This is a genomic window from Deinococcus frigens DSM 12807 (assembly GCF_000701425.1).
In the GTDB taxonomy this organism is placed as follows: Bacteria; Deinococcota; Deinococci; order Deinococcales; family Deinococcaceae; genus Deinococcus; species Deinococcus frigens.
The window spans coordinates 13,516-29,331 of the sequence record NZ_JNIW01000046.1; the positions used below are offsets into that span (position 1 = coordinate 13,516).

Genomic DNA, 15,816 nt, shown 5'->3' on the forward strand with positions numbered 1-15,816 from the left:
CAGGAGGCTCCATGTCCAGCCCTTCTACTCCTCGTCCCGCTGCCCTAATCGTCCGACAGGCGTCGCCGCCCAACCTCGAAACGCCCTTTCACGCGCTGGACGGGCGCATCACGCCGGGCGAGAGCGTCTACGTCCGCAGTCATTTTCCCGCGCCGGACCTAAACGCCGAAAGCTGGCGGCTTCAGCTCGGGGGTCTGGTGGATTCGCCGCTCGGCCTCTCGCTCGATGACCTGAGAGCCATGCCAGCGCATACGGTGGCCGCCACGATGGAATGCGCGGGCAATGGCCGGATGTACCTGTCGCCCCGCATGCCGGGCGTGCAGTGGGACCTGGGGGCGGTGGGAACCGCCGAATGGACCGGCGTGCTGCTGCGCGACGTGCTGGAGCGGGTGGGGATCAGGGACGGGGCGCTGGAAGTGGTGCTGGAGGGAGCCGACTGCGGCACGCTGACCGATCCGGGACGCACGCCGGGCGACATCCGGTACGCGCGGAGTGTGCCACTGGCCCAGGCGCAGGACGACGTGCTGTTGGCCTACGCGATGAATGGGCAGCCGCTGACCCGCGATCACGGGTTTCCGCTGCGGGCGGTGGTGCCGGGCTGGTACGGCATGGCCGCCGTTAAGTGGCTGACCACGCTGCACGTCACGGACGCGCCGTATCAGGGCTTCTTTCAGACCGTGGATTACAGCTTCTGGCAGGGGCGCGATGGCCTGTCGCCGCAGATGGTCCCCATGACCGCCATGCAGGTCAAGGCCCAGATCGCCCGCCCCGCCCCGCACGACACCGTGACGGCGGGCCGCCCTTGCGAGGTCGTGGGCGCGGCCTGGACTGGCGAGGGCGACGTGACGCGCGTGGAGTTCAGCAGCGACGGCGGAACGAGTTGGGCCGACGCCGAGTTGCTGGACGCGCCCCAGGCCGGGGTGTGGCGGCGCTGGCGGTACGGGTGGCAGACCCCGGGTCAGCCCGGCACCGTCACGCTGATGGCCCGCGCCACGGACTCGGCGGGCCGCAGGCAGGAGGCGGATCACGACGCCGGACGCGGCGGCTACATGATCAATTTTCCCCTGCCGATCACGGTCTATCTCCGGGCCGAGGACTCGTGACCGCCGCAGCGCGTGTGATTCCAGAGGCCGATCTGATTGGTCTGGCCGCCGAACTGGAGGGCGCGGAGAGCAGTGGCGTTCAAATCTCTCCCCTCTCCGAACGCTACCCAGGCATGACTTTCGCCGACGCCTACGCGGTGCAGCGGGCCTGGGTGGGCCACAAGCTGGAGGCAGGCGGGCGCGTGCGCGGCCACAAGATCGGCCTGACCTCGCGGGCCATGCAACTGGCCTCGCAGATCACCGAGCCGGACTACGGCACGCTGCTGGACAGCATGTTCTACGAGCCGAACGGGGACATCCCCCTCTCCAATTTCGTGGCTCCGAAGGTGGAGGTGGAACTGGCGTTTCTTCTGAAGGACGATCTGCGTGGACCAGGGCTGACCGTATTCGATGTGCTGCGGGCCACCGAGTACGTTACCCCTGCCGCCGAGATCATCGACGCACGGATTCAGCGGGTCAGCGCCGCGACCGGCAAGCCGCGCCGCGTGTTTGACACCATCAGCGACAATGCGGCCAACGCCGGAATCATCGTGGGCGGGAGCGCCGTCAGGCCCGACGCCACCGATCTGCGCTGGGCGGCGGCGCTGTGCATCCGCAACGGCGTGATCGAGGAAACAGGGGTGGCGGCGGGGGTGCTGGGGCATCCGGCGCAGGGCATCGCGTGGCTGGCAAACCGGCTGGCCCCCCACGGCGAGTACCTCGGAGCCGGGGAACTGGTGCTGGCCGGATCGTTCACGCGCCCGGTGGATATTGCTTCGGGTGACGTGTTCACCTTCGATTACGGACCGCTGGGCACGTTCTCGTGCCGTTTTGCGGGCCAGGCCCGTGGAGCCGCTCATGGCTGAGAACGCCTTCAAGACCGCCCTCCAGCGCGGCGACACCCTCTACGGCCTGTGGCTGGCGCTGGCCGATCCGTACAGCGCCGAGGTCTGCGCCGGGGCGGGTTTCGACTGGCTGCTGATCGACGGCGAACACGCACCCAATGACCTCCGCAGCATGCTGGCGGGTTTGCAGGCGCTGGCGGCGTACCCAGCCGTGGCCCCGCTGGTGCGCCCACCCGTTGGCAGCACGGTGGGCATCAAGCAACTGCTGGACATCGGCGCACGCAACATCCTTATTCCGATGGTGGAAACGCCTGAGCAGGCGCGCGAGCTGGTGGCCGCCACCCGTTACCCGCCGCGTGGGGTGCGGGGTGTCGGCGCGGCACTGGCGCGGGCCAGCGGCTTCGGACGCGACGCGGCGTATCTGAGACACGCGGACGACGGCGTGTGTCTGATGGTCCAGATCGAGTCCGTCGCCGGGCTGGCGGTGCTGGATGAAATCGCAGTGGTGGACGGCGTGGACGGTATATTCATCGGCCCGGCGGACCTGGCCGCGTCGTTCGGACAGTTGGGGAATCCGGTTCACACGGAGGTTCAGAACGCCATTCAGGACGCGGCGCGGCGCATCCGGGCTGCGGGCAAGGCGGCGGGGATCCTGTCCACCGACGAGGCGCAGGCCCGCAGCTATCTGGAATGGGGCTATACCTTCGTCGCGGTGGGGACCGACGTGACGCTGCTTTCGCGCGCCAGCACGGCGCTGGCCGCACACTTTAAGGCGGGTTGACTGCTGCTCGTCATGTGACGAGCAAGTCCGGCGCACGGTTGTCCCGGCCCGTCTCCCCTACCCTGCGGGCATGATCGTCGCCTTCGTCAACCCACAGCCCACCATCTACAGCGCGGACCCCACCGCCGAGCAGGAACGCACCGCAGCGGGCCTTTCCGCGCTGCTCCGGCAGGCCGAACTGATTCCCGTGACCGGCCTAGACGAGGCCGGGTTGCTGTCGGTCCCGGCGGCCTTTACCTCCTGGCAGATTCTGCGGCACGGGGCGGTGGTGATCGGTCAGGACGGACTGGAGGACCATCCCTGGCGGCGGCTCACGCTGGAGACTCAGGGCCTGCGTGCTGACGCCCTGCGGCTGGCCCATCAGGCGGCCACGCATATCAGTCAGCTCGGCCAACTGGGGCTGGAGGTCACGCTGGACGAGCATTCCGGCCTGCCGCTGATGGTCCGGCTGTCGCACCCGCACGGGCTGGAACTGGCGCTGCTTCAGGCCGAACGCGAGCTGCGCGAATGGCTGGACGGCGGCCCCTTTCAGGCAGATCTGCGGGTCCTGAACCAGGGTGAGAGTCTGACGCTGCTGCCCGCCGAGCTGACGCCCGAAAGCGCCGTGAATTACGTGCTGGGCCAGTTGCCGCCCGAGGTGACCCTGACCCTGGGCGTCAGCGCGCAGGAGGGCGACGCCGCTTACCTCGCCCTGTGCGACTACGCCCTGGTCCCCGGTGAAAGCGCCTGGCTCAGCCGGGCCGAGGTGGCCGAGGAGGACTAGCGCTGGGAGCGGCTGAGTGGCCCAGGCCCCCGCCGGGCTGCCCAACTTTTCCACTCCAGACCATTTGCAGTGCGATTCGGCTCTAAAGTGGACTGTGCCGCAGAGACCCCCATGAGCCAGACCCGTATGAGCCAGACCCCACACCGCTTCCCCCACATCCATGATCTGGGACTGCTCAGTGACCGCCGCAGCGCCGCACTGGTCACGTCGCTGGGCGAGGTGGTGTGGTACTGCCCCGGACGCTTCGACGCGCCCTCGCTGCTGGCCCGGCTGCTGGACGACGGGCGCGGCGGCTCCTGGGCCATCCACCTGCCCCCGGGCGCGGTCAAGGCCGGACGCCGTTATCTGGGCGACGGCGGCGTTCTGGAATCGGTGATCCGGGTGGGAGCCGGGGAGTTGACCGTCACCGACTTCATGCCCTTCGGCGAGGACCTGCCGTGTGGCGTGTGCCGGATTCTGTCCCGCGCCCCGCAGCCCTACCGGCTCGTGCTGGACGCCGCGCCCGATTACGCCCGCCGCGCCGCCGGACTGCGACAGGACGGCGCGGCGGTGCAGATCGACGGTCAGCACTGGCTGTACGTCTCGCACCCACCCAGGATTCACGGTGGGTCCGTGGTAGTGGAGGTGCCGCAGGGAGAGACCGCCTGGGCCTTTCTGAGTGACGAGCGCCTGCCAGCGCCGGACTGGGAGACGGTGACGCGCTGGCGTCAGCACTCGCTACTGAACTGGCAGGAGCTGACCTCTCAGGCTACCTACCACGGTCCCTACCAGGACGCCGTGCGGGCCTCGTTGCGGGCGCTGCGGCTGCTGACCGATCACGCGGGCAACGCGACGGTGGCGGCCCCCACCACCAGCCTGCCGGAAGTGCCGGGCGGCCAGAAGAACTGGGACTACCGCTACGTGTGGTTGCGTGACGCGGGCATGGTAGTCAGCGCCCTGACCCGCGCCGGGGGCGACGGCCAGGAGGGCCGGGCCTTTCTGGAATTCATCTCCAGGCAGGCCACACCCCAAAGCGGCCTGCCCGCGCCGCCCTTCATGACGGTGGACGGCGGCCAGCCGCCCGAGGAAACCGAGCTGGACCTCGCTGGGCACAGGCAGAGCCGCCCGGTCCAGATCGGGAACGGGGCGCGCGGGCAACTGCAACTGGACGCCTACGGCAACGTCCTGCTGGCCGCCAAGCTGATCTACAACCGATTTGGAACCCGCGAACACTGGGGCGTGGTGGAGCGGCTGGCCGAGTTCCTGTGTGAACACTGGCAGGACGACGATTACGGCATCTGGGAGGAGCGCCGGAAGCGGCCCTACGTGGCGGGCAAGGTGCTGGCCGCCGTGGCGCTGGAGTACATCGCCGAACACAGCCAGGAGCCGGCCCAGGCCGCGCGCTGGAAACAGGCGTCCCGCGCCGCGCGGGCCTGGGTGGAGGCCAACGCCCTGAATGCCGAGGGTGCATACGTCTACGTGGCCGGGGAGGACGGCGTGGACGTGACGGCGGCCCTGTACCCGGTGTGGGGATTTTGCGCCCCCGACTCGCCCGAGATGCTGGCGACGGTGGCCGTGCTGGAGCGCGAGTCCTGCCAGGACCACCTGTACTGGCGGCACCTGGCCGACGATGACGCGGGCGAGGAAGGCGCGTTCCTGGCCGGGACGCTGTGGGTGGCCCAGTACTGGGTGATGCGCGATCCGGCGCGGGCGCGCGTGATTTTGGACGCCGTGCTGGCCTGCGCGAGTGACCTGGGCCTGCTGCCCGAGATGGCCGATCCCCGGACCCGCGAGCCGCTGGGCAACTACCCGCAAACTTTTGTTCACGCCGCCCTGATCGGTGTGGTGGTGGACCTGGCCGAGGCCGAGGGAGCCGGGGACGCGCCCTGAGGCGCTCCCCTGACCCCCGTGCGAAGCGCTGACCTGCTGAGGCTGGCCATCCTGGGCCTGCTGCGCCGCCCGGTCCGGACCGTCCTGACAGCGCTGGGGCTGGCGGTGGCTTTGGGCAGCATGCTGCTGTTCCTGTCGCTGGGCGAGGGCCTGCGCGGCGTGTTCAACACCGAGCTGGGGACGGTGGGGCCGGACCTTCAGGTGGCCAGCACGCGGGCGGGGGAGACCCTGTTGCCGCGCATGGACATGAATCCGGCGGTGGTGGCCGAGTTGCGGCGGCTGTCGCCCACGCTGGGAATCACGGCGGTGACCCCGGTGGCGGCCACCATTCGCCAGTCGCTGGACCCGGCCCAGAGCGCGGTGTTCTACGGCCTGCCTGCCGGGGGCGGCATCGGCGCGATGTTCACGGGCGTTCAGGTGGAGCGCGGACGCCTGCTGGGGCCGGGTGATGCCGGAAAGAACGTGGCCGTGCTGGGGGCCAAGGCCGCGCAGAACCTGGGGCTGGACCTGGGCGACACGCTGGAGCTGACCCGCCGGGGCCGCGCCCGCGTGATCGGCGTCCTCCAGCCGCAAAGCGCGCTGACCGATACTTTCACCTTTCTGCCCATCGAGGCCGTGCAGCGCGCCTTCGGGGTGGAGGACCGCCTCTCGCTGGTGGCGTTGCGGCTGAACAACCCCGCCGACGCCAGCCGGGTGGCCGCCGCCCTGGCAAAACAGCCCCAGGTGGGCGGCCTGGGCCTGGAAATCAGCACCCGCGCAGACGTGGTGGGCAACATCGGCAAGTTGCTCAGCAGCGCCGACATCCTGAGCGTGTGTCTGTCGGCCATCGCGCTGATCGTGGGCGGGCTGGCCGTGGTCAACACCGTGCTGATGGGCGTGTACGAACGTACCCGCGAATTCGGCACGCTGCGGGCCATCGGGGCGCGGCCCGCCTTCGTGCGGGGGCTGGTCCTCGGCGAAACGCTGCTGCTGTCCGGGCTGGGCGGCGTGGTGGGGCTGGGGCTGGCGGGACTGGGCGTGCGCGGCATCAACGTCTACACCCAGAAGCTGGCAGGCTTCGACGGGGCGGCGCTGACCCCACGCCTGATCGTGGTGGGCCTGGGCGTGTCGCTGGCGCTGGGCCTGCTGGCCGGACTGTGGCCCGCCCGCAGTGCCGGGCGCGTGACGGTGGTGGACGCGCTGGGGCGGCTGTAGAGGGTGATTCTTATCTGGGCACCGCTCGGCCTGGTGGCGCTGCTGGTGGCACTGGCCGCCTGGGGTCTGGGCCGCGTCGCCGGGTTTCACACCCTCCTTTTCGCGCTGGGGGTGCAGATCCTGCTGATGTGGTGGGCGCTCGCTCTGCTGGCCCGGACGAAGCCCGCGCTGCGTGGCGCTTTCTTCATAGTGCGCCCGTGGGAAGCGCCCCTCTACCAGAGGCTGGGAGCCTCGATATTTGCCAACATCCTCCGGCTGGTGGGCTGGGAGCGCCTGCGCTGGGGCGCGCGCGGTTTTGGCGGCACCCGCGCCTCCTTAGCGAGGCTGGACCACGCCACCCGCGAGGCGGAATATAGCCACCTGCTGCTGGCGCTGATCTGCCTGGGCCTCGCTGCGGGCGCATTCCTTCTGCACGCCGCCGACACCGCCGGATGGCTACTCTTCACCACCATCCCGGTCCACCTCTATCCGGTGATGTTGCAGCGCAGCCTGCGCTGGCGCTTGCAGCGGCTTGGAATCAGGGAGTGACGGTCCTCTTCACCGCCCGCCCGGTCCTCGCCAACTGTTCCACCAGCGTCGCCGCCTCGTTCGGCGCGTCGTGCAGGCGCATCTCGGCGCTCAGTTCGTGTGCCCGACGGCGCTGGGGGCTGTCGCCCAGCAGGTTCAGTACCGCGCGGCGCAGGCGTTCAGGCGTGGGCCGGGCCGTCCGCAGGTTGATGCCCACACCTGCGTGGGCTACACGGCCCGCCACCTCCGTCTTGTCCTCGCTGCCGCCTGCGGCCACCACCGGGACGCCGTGCGCCAGCGCCGATTGCACCCCGCCGTAGCCGCCGTTGGTCACGTAAACCGAGACGTGCGGCAGCAGCGCCGCAAAGGGCACGAAGGCCGCCGCGCGGGCGTTGGCGGGCAGGTCGTCCAGCCCGGCCATACCCGCCGCGATCACCAGCACGTCTGCCGTTTCCAGCGCCCGCAGCGTCGGCCAGATCAGCTCGCGCGGATCGGTGGCCAGGGTGCCCTGCGTGACCAGCACCACCGGACGCTGGGATTCCAGCACCTCCGGCCACCACGCCGGCAACCTGGCCTGGGCGGCGTTGGACGGCGTGATGGGGCCGATGAAATGCAGCGTGGGCGGCAAATCGCTCTGCGGGTACTCGAAGGCCGGGACCGTGGGCTGAAGCATCAGATGCGGCGAGGTGGGCAGGGCGAAGGGCCGGGGACGCAGGCCCATCCGCCCGCAGGCCGCCGCCAGATCACGCGACGCCGCGCCAAAAACCACCCGCTGCGTCAGCCAGTGCAGCGCGCGGTTCCTGACTCGCCCCACAGGTGTGCCAGACGGCGGCAGGCCCAGCCCGAACGGCGCGGTGTCGCGGCTCTGGATGCCCAGTGGCAGCACGCCCAGCAGCGCGCACGGCGGCCCGCCCGCCTCGGCGTAGAGCAGGGCGGCCACCAGCGTCTGATCGGCCAGCACGGCGTCGGCAGGCCAGCCGCGCCCAATCTCGCGCAGATCGTGCATGTTGCCCTCGATGCCGCCCACGAAAATCTGCCGCACGTCGTATTGCAACTGCCGCAGGCCGCGCCTGTGGTTGCGCCCCGGAAAGGTGGCCCCAAAATCGGCGTCGTCGAAATCGCGGGCGTGGACGAAGGGCACAAACTCAGCTCCCGTCGCCACCACCCGCGCCGCGTACTTGCGCCCGGTGTACCAGCGCACCGCATGTCCGCGCCGCACCAGTTCCTGCGCGATGGGCAGCAGCGGCAGAACGTGTCCGGCGATGGGCTGCGAGGCGATCAGGATACGGGACAGACCAGGCCCCGCGCGTGGAGAAGCCACCTCGAATCTGTGTTCAATGTGACCATTTGTGACACTCTACAGCCAGCGCATCGTGAATGCCCGCGCCAGCAGCGGCCCGGCGAGAGGGGAGAGCAGGACACGCTCGATCAGTCGCTCACGCATTTTCTGCGCCCGTGCGCCCACCGGACGGCCCGCCGCCATATTCAACTCGGCCTGACGGCCAGCGATGTGGGCCGAGCGGAGACGGGTTCGCTCGAAGTGTTGCCAGTCCACGTGTTGCCAGTCCACGCGTCGGCCTGTGAGCGACTCTTGCAGCAACGGGGCCAGCGCGGCGGCGTCCAGCCAGCCCAGGTTCATGCCCTGTCCGCCAATCGGGCTGACCACATGCGCGGCGTCGCCGATCAGCACGGCCCGGCCCTGCACCATTCCCGGCGCGCGGTGGCGGCGAACCGTAAAGGCGCTGAGCATCCGGCACTCGGCGGCGGGGACGTGCAGGCCGGTGCGCCGCTCGATCATGGCGGTCAATTCGCGGGTGGAGGCAGTCTCCAAAAGCCGGTCCCCGGTATGCACCACCCAGCGCCGCCCCCCGCGTGGCAGCGGAAAGGACTCCACTACACCGCCCCCGGTCAGCGACACCAGTGCGGTCTGCCCCAGCGGCGTGGTATCGGGAAAGTCGCCCATCAGGTATTTATCGGGGTAGAGGTGGCCGGGAAAGGGCAGGCCCAGCGCCTCCCGCACGCGGCTGCGCCAGCCGTCCGCGCCGATCACGAAGCGGGCGCGCAGCGTGAGCGGCCTGCCGTCCTCGGAGGCGGTGACGCGCACGCCGTCCACCTCCTCCCGCAACTCCAGCACCTCCACGCCCGCGCAAAACGAGCGGGGCGCGAGTTCGGCTAGCCGACGCCGCAATACCGCCTCCGTTTCACGCTGCGGCAACGAGAGGATGTAGGGAAAGTCCGCCGAGGCCGACGTGAAGCCCAGCTCGCCCAGCGGCCCGTTCTCTCCGGTGACCAGACCGCGCGTGATGGGCAGGCCCGCCGCCAGCAACGGTTCGGTCAGGCCAACCTCCCGGAACGCCTCCAGCGCGGGCGGATGGATGCCGATGGCGCGGGAATGCTGGCCCGGTGCGCTCCGCCGTTCCAGCACCCGGAAGCTCAGGCCGCGCTGCGCCAGCAGGCAACCCAGGAACAGCCCCACCGGGCCGCCCCCGACGATCAGCACGTCCAGGGTCGGCTCAGGCACGCGCTGCCGCCTGGTACATCAGCAGGTTGCGGAAGGGGACCAGCGTCTGGACCGTCCAGCCCGGCGGGGCCAGCCCGCGCAGTTCGGCGGCAGTGAAGCTGCGGCGGATCGACAGCAGCCCGTCCTCGCCGATAAACGAGTCCCGGAACAGCGGCGCGACACCTGCCCGGAAACCCAGGTACGCCAGCGGGCTGCGTTGAATGTCGCTGTGAACCACCAGACCCGCGCACAGCGCCTCGCTGTCGGCCAGCAGGTCGCTCAATTCGGGGGCCGTCAGGTGGTGGAGCAGATGGTTGGACACCACCAGACCGAAGCGCTGCCCCTCGCGCACCAGATCGCCGCTCATGGCCTGCCGGAAATGCAGGCCGGAGACGGGCGGCTGTGCGCGGGCAAAGGCAATCGCCCGCGCATCGGCGTCGATGGCCGTGATCCGCAGCGTGAAACCGTCGCGCGCTGCCCAGCGGACCAGGGCGCGGGGCACGTCGCCGCCGCCGCAGCCAATGTCCAGCACGGTATTGGGGCGCGACGCCGAGAGCCGGGGCCGCAGAACTTGCCGGTAGACCCGCCGCCACCCGGCCACCAGCCCATTCACCGTCCCAAACTGGGCGTAGGTGCGGTTGAGCGCGGTCAGGTCACAGCCGGGATCGTCCATGCGCTCGGCCAGATGGACCTCGCGCGCGGTCAGGGGAGTCAGGAGAATCAGCGCACCCCGGCCAGTTCGTCCTGCCGGTCTGCCAGTTCCCCAGTCCCCACCGCACTGCTCAGCAGACCCATTTCTACGGTCAGACCTGGCCCGAACGCCATCGCGCAGACCCGCTCACCCACGGGGGTCGTCCTCAGCAGGTCACGCAGGATGAACAGGATCGTGGCGCTGCTCATGTTGCCGTACTGCCGCAGAATTTCGCGTGAGGGCAAAAGCTGCTCGTCACTCAGCTTCAGGCTGCTCTGCACCTTGTCCAGAATGCTGCGCCCGCCGGGGTGGATGGCCCAGTGTTCGACTCCGGCATGCCGGGCGTCGGCCAGCGCAGGTTCGTGGTCCAGCAACGGCGAGAGCGCGCCCTCGATGTGCGACTCGATGATCGACGGCACATAGCTGCTCAGCACCATCTCGTAGCCCTGATCGCCAATCGTCCAGGCCATCTCTGCCTCGCCCACGCCGGGGGGCGTCAGGGTGGTCTCGAAATGGTCCATCTTCAGGGCGCGCGTTCCGGGGGCCGGAGGCCGGGCGCTGACCAGCGCGGCGGCGCAGCCGTCCCCGAACACCGAGGCGGCGATGATGGTGTCGGGGTCCGGCGCGGCGCGCATATGCAGCGTACACAGCTCGGCGCTGACCACCAGCACGGCGGCATTGGGGTCCGCCTGACAGAAGGCCCTGGCCATCTTCAGCGCGGGAAAGGCCGCGTAGCAGCCCATGAAGCCCACGTGGTAGCGGCCCACGTCGCCGCCCAGCCCCAGCGCCCGCACGATGGCGTAATCCGGCCCAGGTGCAAAAAAGCCCGTGCAGGAGACCGTGATCACATGCGTGATGTCGGCGGCCTCGAAGGCACTGTCCGCCAGCACCTTGCGGGCGGCCTCCACATACAGCTTGGTGGCCTCGCGCGCGTAGACGATGTTGCGCTCGCCGGTGGTGGGGGTCAACATGCGCGTGTGCTCTGGATCAAAAAACAGGCCAGCCTCGCCGTCGTGGTCTGCGAATTCTCCGACCACGCTGTAGCGTTGATCAATCCCCGAGGCGTTGAAGGCCGCGCCGGTCAGCCGTTTGGCCAGGCGGTCCAGTTCGGGCTGCGCCTTGATCACGTCCCGGATCACCGACTGCGGATAGGCGGTCTCGGGCAGCGCCAGAGCGATGTCGTGAAGGTAGACGGGCATGGGGCCAGGGTAGGCCCTGAAGCTGACGTCATGTGAGTGAATTGCACAAGATTTAAGCAATCCCCAGGGCTGTGAAGGGTCATCTGTCCCGGAGGGGGCAACCGTTCCCGGGTGGCAGCCGTTGAGCGCCCTGCGCGCGTGAAATACTGGCGACCGATCGGATCAGTTCATGCAAAGCGGGCACCGCAGATGAGCCACTCCCAGCTACCGGAGGTCTCCCGTGAACTTCCCGCCCAATCCGAGTCTCAAGGCTCTCGGCTACGACCAGCGTGACCGCGTGGTGATCTTCCACGCCGACGACGTGGGCATGTGTCAGGCCACCGTCACCGCGTATCAGGATCTGTATGAAGCCGGGCTGCTGTCCTCCGCCGCCGTGATGATGCCGTGTGCCTGGGTTCCGGCAGCGGTGCAGGCAATCCGCAGTCTGCCCACGGCGGATGTGGGCGTCCACTGGACCCTGACCAGCGAGTGGGCGACTTACCGCTGGAGGCCACTGACCTCCGCTCCCGCCCTGACCGATGCCAACGGCTATTTTCACGCCGGGGTGGAGGAGGCGCGGTGGGCGGCTCCGGCCACGGTCCGTGAGGAGCTGGCCGCCCAGCTCGACCGCGCGTCGGCCTGGGGCCTGGATCTCACCCATGTGGACGCGCACATGGGCGTGGCCGCCCATCCCAGGTATCTGCCGGAGCTGCTGCCGCTGGCGCTCTCACGCGGCCTGCCGCCCTTCTTTCCCCGGCAGAACGCGGCGGCGTGGCAGGCGGAGGGACTGGACGGGGAAGACGCCCGCCAGGCGGAACAGGCCGCCTTTGCGCTGGAAGAACGCGGCGTTCCCCTGGTTGATCACCTGCGGATGCTGCCGCTGGACACCGCCGGGGAACACGCGGCCCTGACGCGCCAGATGTTGCGTGACCTGCCTCCCGGCATCACGCACTTCATTGTGCACCCGGCGCACGACACGCCCGAACTGCGGGCCATCTGCGGCGACTGGCCCGCGCGGGTGGCGAATTATCACGCGCTGCTCGGTCCAGCGCTGCGCCGGGACGTGCAGAACATGGGCATTCAGGTGATCGGTTACCGCCCGCTGCGGAACCTGTTGCGGCAACGGCAGGCGGCAGGCCAGGCGACGTGGTGACCATTCCCTCGGCGCTTGCGACCCCCCTGGACCTGGACGCCGGAACCACATCCGCCACCCGCTGGCGCTACGCCGGGATGGGTTTTGGGCTGGTGATTCCGGCCCAGGTGTCCAGTTTCTTCTTTCTGTACTACGTGGACCACTTGAAGGATCGCTTGAAAGTCGATCCGGTGAAATTTGCTGCGTTGATGGGGCCTGACTGGCACTGGAACTGAAATCCGGCTTAGACTGAGTTCAAATGTGATTCAAGCCACTGAAGGAGTGATTTGATCGTCCATCGTTTTGCCGCGTTCTGTACATTGTTTGGAAGCCGTTTCGCCCGCTTAAGCTTCACGCCACTGTGACGAGATGGCGGGGCTGCCCAGCCACGAACGCCTCCAGATTTCCGATCAGTCGCTCGGCCAGGGTCTCGATGGACTGCACGCTGGCAAACGCCATATGCGGCGTCAGGATGAGGTTGGGCAGGGCCAAATCTAAGAGGGGATTGCCCTGCGTGGGCGGCTCCTGCGACAGCACATCCACGCCCGCGCCGCCAAGCTCACCACGCAGCAGCGCCCCGGCCAGCGCCGCCTCATCGACGATGCCGCCACGGGCGCAGTTGATCAGCAGGGCGTCGGGCCGCATCCGGGCCAGTTCCGCCGCTCCGATCAGGTTGCGGGTGGACGGGTTGAGGGGACAGAGAATCACCAGCACCTGACTTCGGGCCAGCACCTCTTCAAAGGCCGTCCGGCCCGCACGGAGACTGCGCGCTCCGCTGTGTTCAGCGATCAACGTCTGCATCCCGAAGGCCCGGGCCAGCGTCGCCACCTGCTTGCCAAGCGTGCCGTGACCGATGATTCCCAATGTGGTTCCCGCCAGCGTGATGGGCAGCGGCTCCAGCAGGAACCCGTAGGTGGGCGACGCCTGCTACTGCCCCTGCTCCACCGCCTGCATATAACTTGGCAGTTGCCGGCGCAAGGCTAGGGTCAGCGCAAAGATATGCTCTGGCACTGACACGGACCAATCCCGCACATTGCACACCCTCACGCCGCGCGCCTGACAGGCCGCCACATCCACATGTTCATACCCGGTGGCCGCCACCGCCACCAGTTCCAGCGTTGGAACGGCGTCAAGGATTGCCTCAGTGATGGCCACCCGGTTGGTGACGGCAATCTGCGCCCCCTGAAGGCGCTCTAGGGTCAGCTCAGGCGGGGTGTGCGGGTACTCCTGCCACTGGTGGGGGAAAGCCGGACTTCGCAGGGGAGCCGTGACGGCGCGGCGGTCCAGAAACACGACACGCCGACTCATCCGCCGGGGACGCGGCCATATAGGGGCAGGTTTCCCACCAGCTTGTTCAACGCTTTCTTGGGTCCGTACAGGGCGAGGCCCAGATATATCAACGTCTCGGCGGGCGTGCTGGCGAGCGCAGCCACGTAGGCGTCGTAGGTCCGCGCGTGCTGGGCCACGTCGCTAAAGCCCACCAGCGTGACCTGCTCCAACTCCAGCGCCCGTTCGTGAAGGGTTTTCAGGGCGCTACGCTCTGCCACCAGGATGGGCAGCGGCACATTGATCAGTCCGGCGTGGGCCGTTCCTGAGGCGTCTACCGCGTTGGCGGGCAGCAGGCTGGGAACCTTGTGGCCCAGGGTCACGGCCAGCACGCCCGCCGCATTGACGGCCAGACCCACCGGGAGGTCATCCGCCAGTACCATCACACATTTCACGTCCATGTCGTCCTCCACAAACCCATCTGGGCTGACAGTAGTGCGCGTGAGCGCGGGCGTCTTGTAAAAAATTGCGGTGCAAGGGACGTTATGCTGCCGGGCATGGAAGCGGTGAAGACGCCAGCACGTTCCCGCCTGGCCCGCGACGAGGCGCGGTTGTGGCGGATTCCGTTCCTGGGGGGCCTGGACATCTTGCAGGCCCGGTTCATCCGGCAGGCGTTCGCGCGTCATACGCATGAGGTCTTCACCGTTGGCGTGGTGCATCAGGGGGCGGCGGCGTTCTGGAACCGGGGCGCAGAACATGTGGCGCAGGGCGGCAGCGTCATGCTGATCAACCCGGACGAGGTGAACACCGGCCACTCGTTTGCGGAGAGCGGCTACGTGCATCTGGTGGTGTATCCCAGCGCCGAACAGCTTCAGATGGTGGCCGGGCAGATCACTGGAAAAAGCGTCTCCAGGCTCTACTTTGCTCAGAGTGTGGCCACTGCGCCCGAGGTGGCCCGGCGGCTCACCGCCGCCCACCGCCTGCTCGTCACCCCGGAAGCCACCCAACTGGCCCAAGAAATGGCCTTACAGGACGCGCTGGTGTGTCTGGTCAGTTCCCTGGGGGAGAAGAATTACAAGCCGCAGCCTATGGGCCGGGAGCCTTCCATAGCTGGGTGGGTCCGTGAGTATCTGGAGGAACATGCCTGCGAGAACGTCTCGCTGGACGATCTCGCGCGGCTGACCCAGCGCAGCTCTTTTCATCTCACGCGCGTCTTCGGACGGGAATTTGGGTTGCCGCCTCACGCTTATCAGGTGCAGGTGCGCATCCGGCGGGCGCAAGGGTGGCTCAGGGCGGGACAGGGCCTGACGCAGGTGGCGCTGGCAGCGGGGTTCAACGATCAGAGTGCGTTTTCCAATCAGTTCAAGCGTCATGTGGGGGTGACCCCTGGGCAGTACGCCCGCAGCTCAGACCCGAAGATATCTTGAACGACAGTCAGCCCGGCGGTGGAGCGTTGAGTGGCACAGCGGACCGTCCTTTCATGTCATTCATTTTCTCTCCCCTAAGTTGGGGCAATCAGGTTAATGAACGGCTGAAAGGCCGCAATCCGGGACACCAGATCAGGGGTCAGTTGGCGCGGCAGCAGCACGCCGATCAACAGATCAAATTATGGTCTGGCTTTCAAGGGCGGATTCCTGTTCCAACTCTGGTCACACCCCTGACGGCCTGACACAAAGTATGAGAAAGCGTCCCCGGTAGGGGACACTTTCTGTCTGTGACAACCGAAAATGCTACCGGGGACGCGCCCCGACTCTATCAAGCCGTCCTCGCCCACATCCAGAATGGATTGTGGAACGACATCCGCAACGCCCACACACTGGCCTGGATGGTCACCGGACTGCTGCTCTCCCAGTGCAGCTCCATCCCCGCCTGGCTCCCCTACATCCACTCCCGTGCCACGTTCGCGCAAAGCAGCGAACGCCGCGTTCGTCGGTGGCTGGAGAATCCAGCCATCGACCCCACCAGCATCTACAGTCCACTCGTCACCCGTGCCCTGCGCGACTGGGGC

17 protein-coding genes and 1 pseudogene are annotated in these 15,816 nt (G+C 68.3%); 11 read left to right on the top strand and 7 right to left on the bottom strand.

Annotation, left to right across the window (positions count from 1 at the left end; genetic code table 11):
* Positions 1-11 precede the first annotated feature (11 nt).
* The 7 genes from Q322_RS0114415 to Q322_RS0114445 all read left to right on the top strand — a co-directional run bounded on the left by Q322_RS0114415 (position 12) and on the right by Q322_RS0114445 (position 7,062).
* Complete coding sequence (locus tag Q322_RS0114415) at positions 12-1,103, top strand: sulfite oxidase (protein WP_029478613.1); 1,092 nt, start codon at positions 12-14, stop codon at positions 1,101-1,103.
* Positions 1,100-1,948 (top strand): 2-oxo-hept-4-ene-1,7-dioate hydratase, encoded by an 849-nt coding sequence (gene hpaH, locus Q322_RS0114420; protein ID WP_029478614.1) that lies wholly within the window; start codon positions 1,100-1,102, stop codon positions 1,946-1,948. Before Q322_RS0114415 ends, hpaH begins: the two co-directional genes overlap by 4 nt.
* Complete coding sequence (gene hpaI, locus Q322_RS0114425) at positions 1,941-2,708, top strand: 4-hydroxy-2-oxoheptanedioate aldolase (RefSeq protein ID WP_029478615.1); 768 nt, start codon at positions 1,941-1,943, stop codon at positions 2,706-2,708. The genes hpaH and hpaI overlap by 8 nt, the downstream gene beginning before the upstream one ends.
* A gap of 70 nt (positions 2,709-2,778) precedes the next feature.
* A complete protein-coding gene (locus Q322_RS0114430) occupies positions 2,779-3,471 on the top strand; it encodes an HAD family hydrolase (RefSeq protein WP_029478616.1) in 693 nt (230 codons plus the stop codon).
* Positions 3,472-3,582: 111 nt separating this feature from the next.
* On the top strand, positions 3,583-5,340 hold the full coding sequence (locus tag Q322_RS0114435; protein WP_245593267.1) for a glycoside hydrolase family 15 protein: 1,758 nt from the start codon (positions 3,583-3,585) through the stop codon (positions 5,338-5,340).
* A gap of 18 nt (positions 5,341-5,358) precedes the next feature.
* Positions 5,359-6,534, top strand: coding sequence for an ABC transporter permease (locus Q322_RS0114440; RefSeq protein WP_029478618.1), 1,176 nt, complete (start codon positions 5,359-5,361; stop codon positions 6,532-6,534).
* Positions 6,535-6,537: 3 nt separating this feature from the next.
* Positions 6,538-7,062, top strand: a complete 525-nt coding sequence (locus tag Q322_RS0114445; RefSeq protein ID WP_029478619.1) for a glycosyl-4,4'-diaponeurosporenoate acyltransferase CrtO family protein — start codon at positions 6,538-6,540, stop codon at positions 7,060-7,062.
* On the opposite strand, the gene Q322_RS0114450 is transcribed toward Q322_RS0114445, so the two are convergent.
* Genes Q322_RS0114450 through Q322_RS0114465 form a run of 4 tightly spaced genes read right to left on the bottom strand, consistent with a single transcriptional unit; the run spans position 7,052 to position 11,431 of the window.
* Positions 7,052-8,362 carry a glycosyltransferase gene (locus tag Q322_RS0114450; RefSeq protein WP_245593268.1) on the bottom strand — a complete coding sequence of 437 codons (1,311 nt, stop codon included), beginning with the start codon at positions 8,360-8,362 and terminating at the stop codon, positions 7,052-7,054. The genes Q322_RS0114445 and Q322_RS0114450 overlap by 11 nt on opposite strands.
* A 36-nt stretch (positions 8,363-8,398) precedes the next feature.
* On the bottom strand, positions 8,399-9,562 hold the full coding sequence (locus Q322_RS0114455) for an FAD-dependent oxidoreductase (protein WP_156953075.1): 1,164 nt from the start codon (positions 9,560-9,562) through the stop codon (positions 8,399-8,401).
* Entirely contained in the window at positions 9,555-10,265 is a 711-nt protein-coding gene (locus Q322_RS0114460; protein ID WP_342667669.1) for a class I SAM-dependent methyltransferase, read from the bottom strand. Before Q322_RS0114460 ends, Q322_RS0114455 begins: the two co-directional genes overlap by 8 nt.
* Positions 10,262-11,431: a type III polyketide synthase gene (locus Q322_RS0114465; RefSeq protein ID WP_051668624.1), complete on the bottom strand. Its 1,170-nt coding sequence runs from the start codon at positions 11,429-11,431 to the stop codon at positions 10,262-10,264. The genes Q322_RS0114460 and Q322_RS0114465 overlap by 4 nt, the downstream gene beginning before the upstream one ends.
* A gap of 220 nt (positions 11,432-11,651) precedes the next feature.
* Between Q322_RS0114465 and Q322_RS0114470 the strand changes: the two genes are divergently transcribed.
* Positions 11,652-12,563, top strand: a complete 912-nt coding sequence (locus Q322_RS0114470; protein WP_029478624.1) for a polysaccharide deacetylase family protein — start codon at positions 11,652-11,654, stop codon at positions 12,561-12,563.
* Complete coding sequence (locus Q322_RS0114475; protein WP_156953076.1) at positions 12,560-12,778, top strand: hypothetical protein; 219 nt, start codon at positions 12,560-12,562, stop codon at positions 12,776-12,778. The genes Q322_RS0114470 and Q322_RS0114475 overlap by 4 nt, the downstream gene beginning before the upstream one ends.
* 115 nt (positions 12,779-12,893) lie before the next feature.
* On the opposite strand, the gene Q322_RS24170 is transcribed toward Q322_RS0114475, so the two are convergent.
* Genes Q322_RS24170 through Q322_RS23905 form a run of 3 tightly spaced genes read right to left on the bottom strand, consistent with a single transcriptional unit; the run spans position 12,894 to position 14,269 of the window.
* On the bottom strand, positions 12,894-13,445 hold the full coding sequence (locus tag Q322_RS24170) for an NAD(P)-dependent oxidoreductase (protein WP_342667670.1): 552 nt from the start codon (positions 13,443-13,445) through the stop codon (positions 12,894-12,896).
* A 24-nt stretch (positions 13,446-13,469) separates the two neighbouring features.
* Positions 13,470-13,850, bottom strand: a complete 381-nt coding sequence (locus tag Q322_RS24175) for a Rossmann-fold NAD(P)-binding domain-containing protein (RefSeq protein ID WP_211248913.1) — start codon at positions 13,848-13,850, stop codon at positions 13,470-13,472.
* On the bottom strand, positions 13,847-14,269 hold the full coding sequence (locus Q322_RS23905) for a DUF2000 domain-containing protein (protein ID WP_029478626.1): 423 nt from the start codon (positions 14,267-14,269) through the stop codon (positions 13,847-13,849). The genes Q322_RS24175 and Q322_RS23905 overlap by 4 nt, the downstream gene beginning before the upstream one ends.
* A gap of 96 nt (positions 14,270-14,365) precedes the next feature.
* Here Q322_RS23905 and Q322_RS0114490 point away from each other — a divergent pair, with 96 nt between their 5' ends.
* Together Q322_RS0114490 and Q322_RS0114500 are read left to right on the top strand one after the other, a co-directional pair.
* Entirely contained in the window at positions 14,366-15,235 is an 870-nt protein-coding gene (locus Q322_RS0114490) for an AraC family transcriptional regulator (RefSeq protein ID WP_162176621.1), read from the top strand.
* A gap of 287 nt (positions 15,236-15,522) precedes the next feature.
* Positions 15,523-15,816 (top strand): annotated as a pseudogene (locus Q322_RS0114500) (transposase); the annotation flags it as partial.

Excerpts from the sequence above, each read along its gene's own strand:
- Q322_RS0114415 (WP_029478613.1), top strand. The coding sequence starts at position 12 with ATGTCCAGCCCTTCTACTCCTCGTCCCGCTGCCCTAATCGTCCGACAG.
- hpaI (WP_029478615.1), top strand. The coding sequence starts at position 1,941 with ATGGCTGAGAACGCCTTCAAGACCGCCCTCCAGCGCGGCGACACCCTC.
- Q322_RS0114430 (WP_029478616.1), top strand. The coding sequence starts at position 2,779 with ATGATCGTCGCCTTCGTCAACCCACAGCCCACCATCTACAGCGCGGAC.
- Q322_RS0114435 (WP_245593267.1), top strand. The coding sequence starts at position 3,583 with ATGAGCCAGACCCGTATGAGCCAGACCCCACACCGCTTCCCCCACATC.
- Q322_RS0114465 (WP_051668624.1), bottom strand. The coding sequence starts at position 11,431 with ATGCCCGTCTACCTTCACGACATCGCTCTGGCGCTGCCCGAGACCGCC.
- Q322_RS24175 (WP_211248913.1), bottom strand. The coding sequence starts at position 13,850 with ATGAGTCGGCGTGTCGTGTTTCTGGACCGCCGCGCCGTCACGGCTCCC.
- Q322_RS23905 (WP_029478626.1), bottom strand. The coding sequence starts at position 14,269 with ATGGACGTGAAATGTGTGATGGTACTGGCGGATGACCTCCCGGTGGGT.
- Q322_RS0114490 (WP_162176621.1), top strand. The coding sequence starts at position 14,366 with ATGGAAGCGGTGAAGACGCCAGCACGTTCCCGCCTGGCCCGCGACGAG.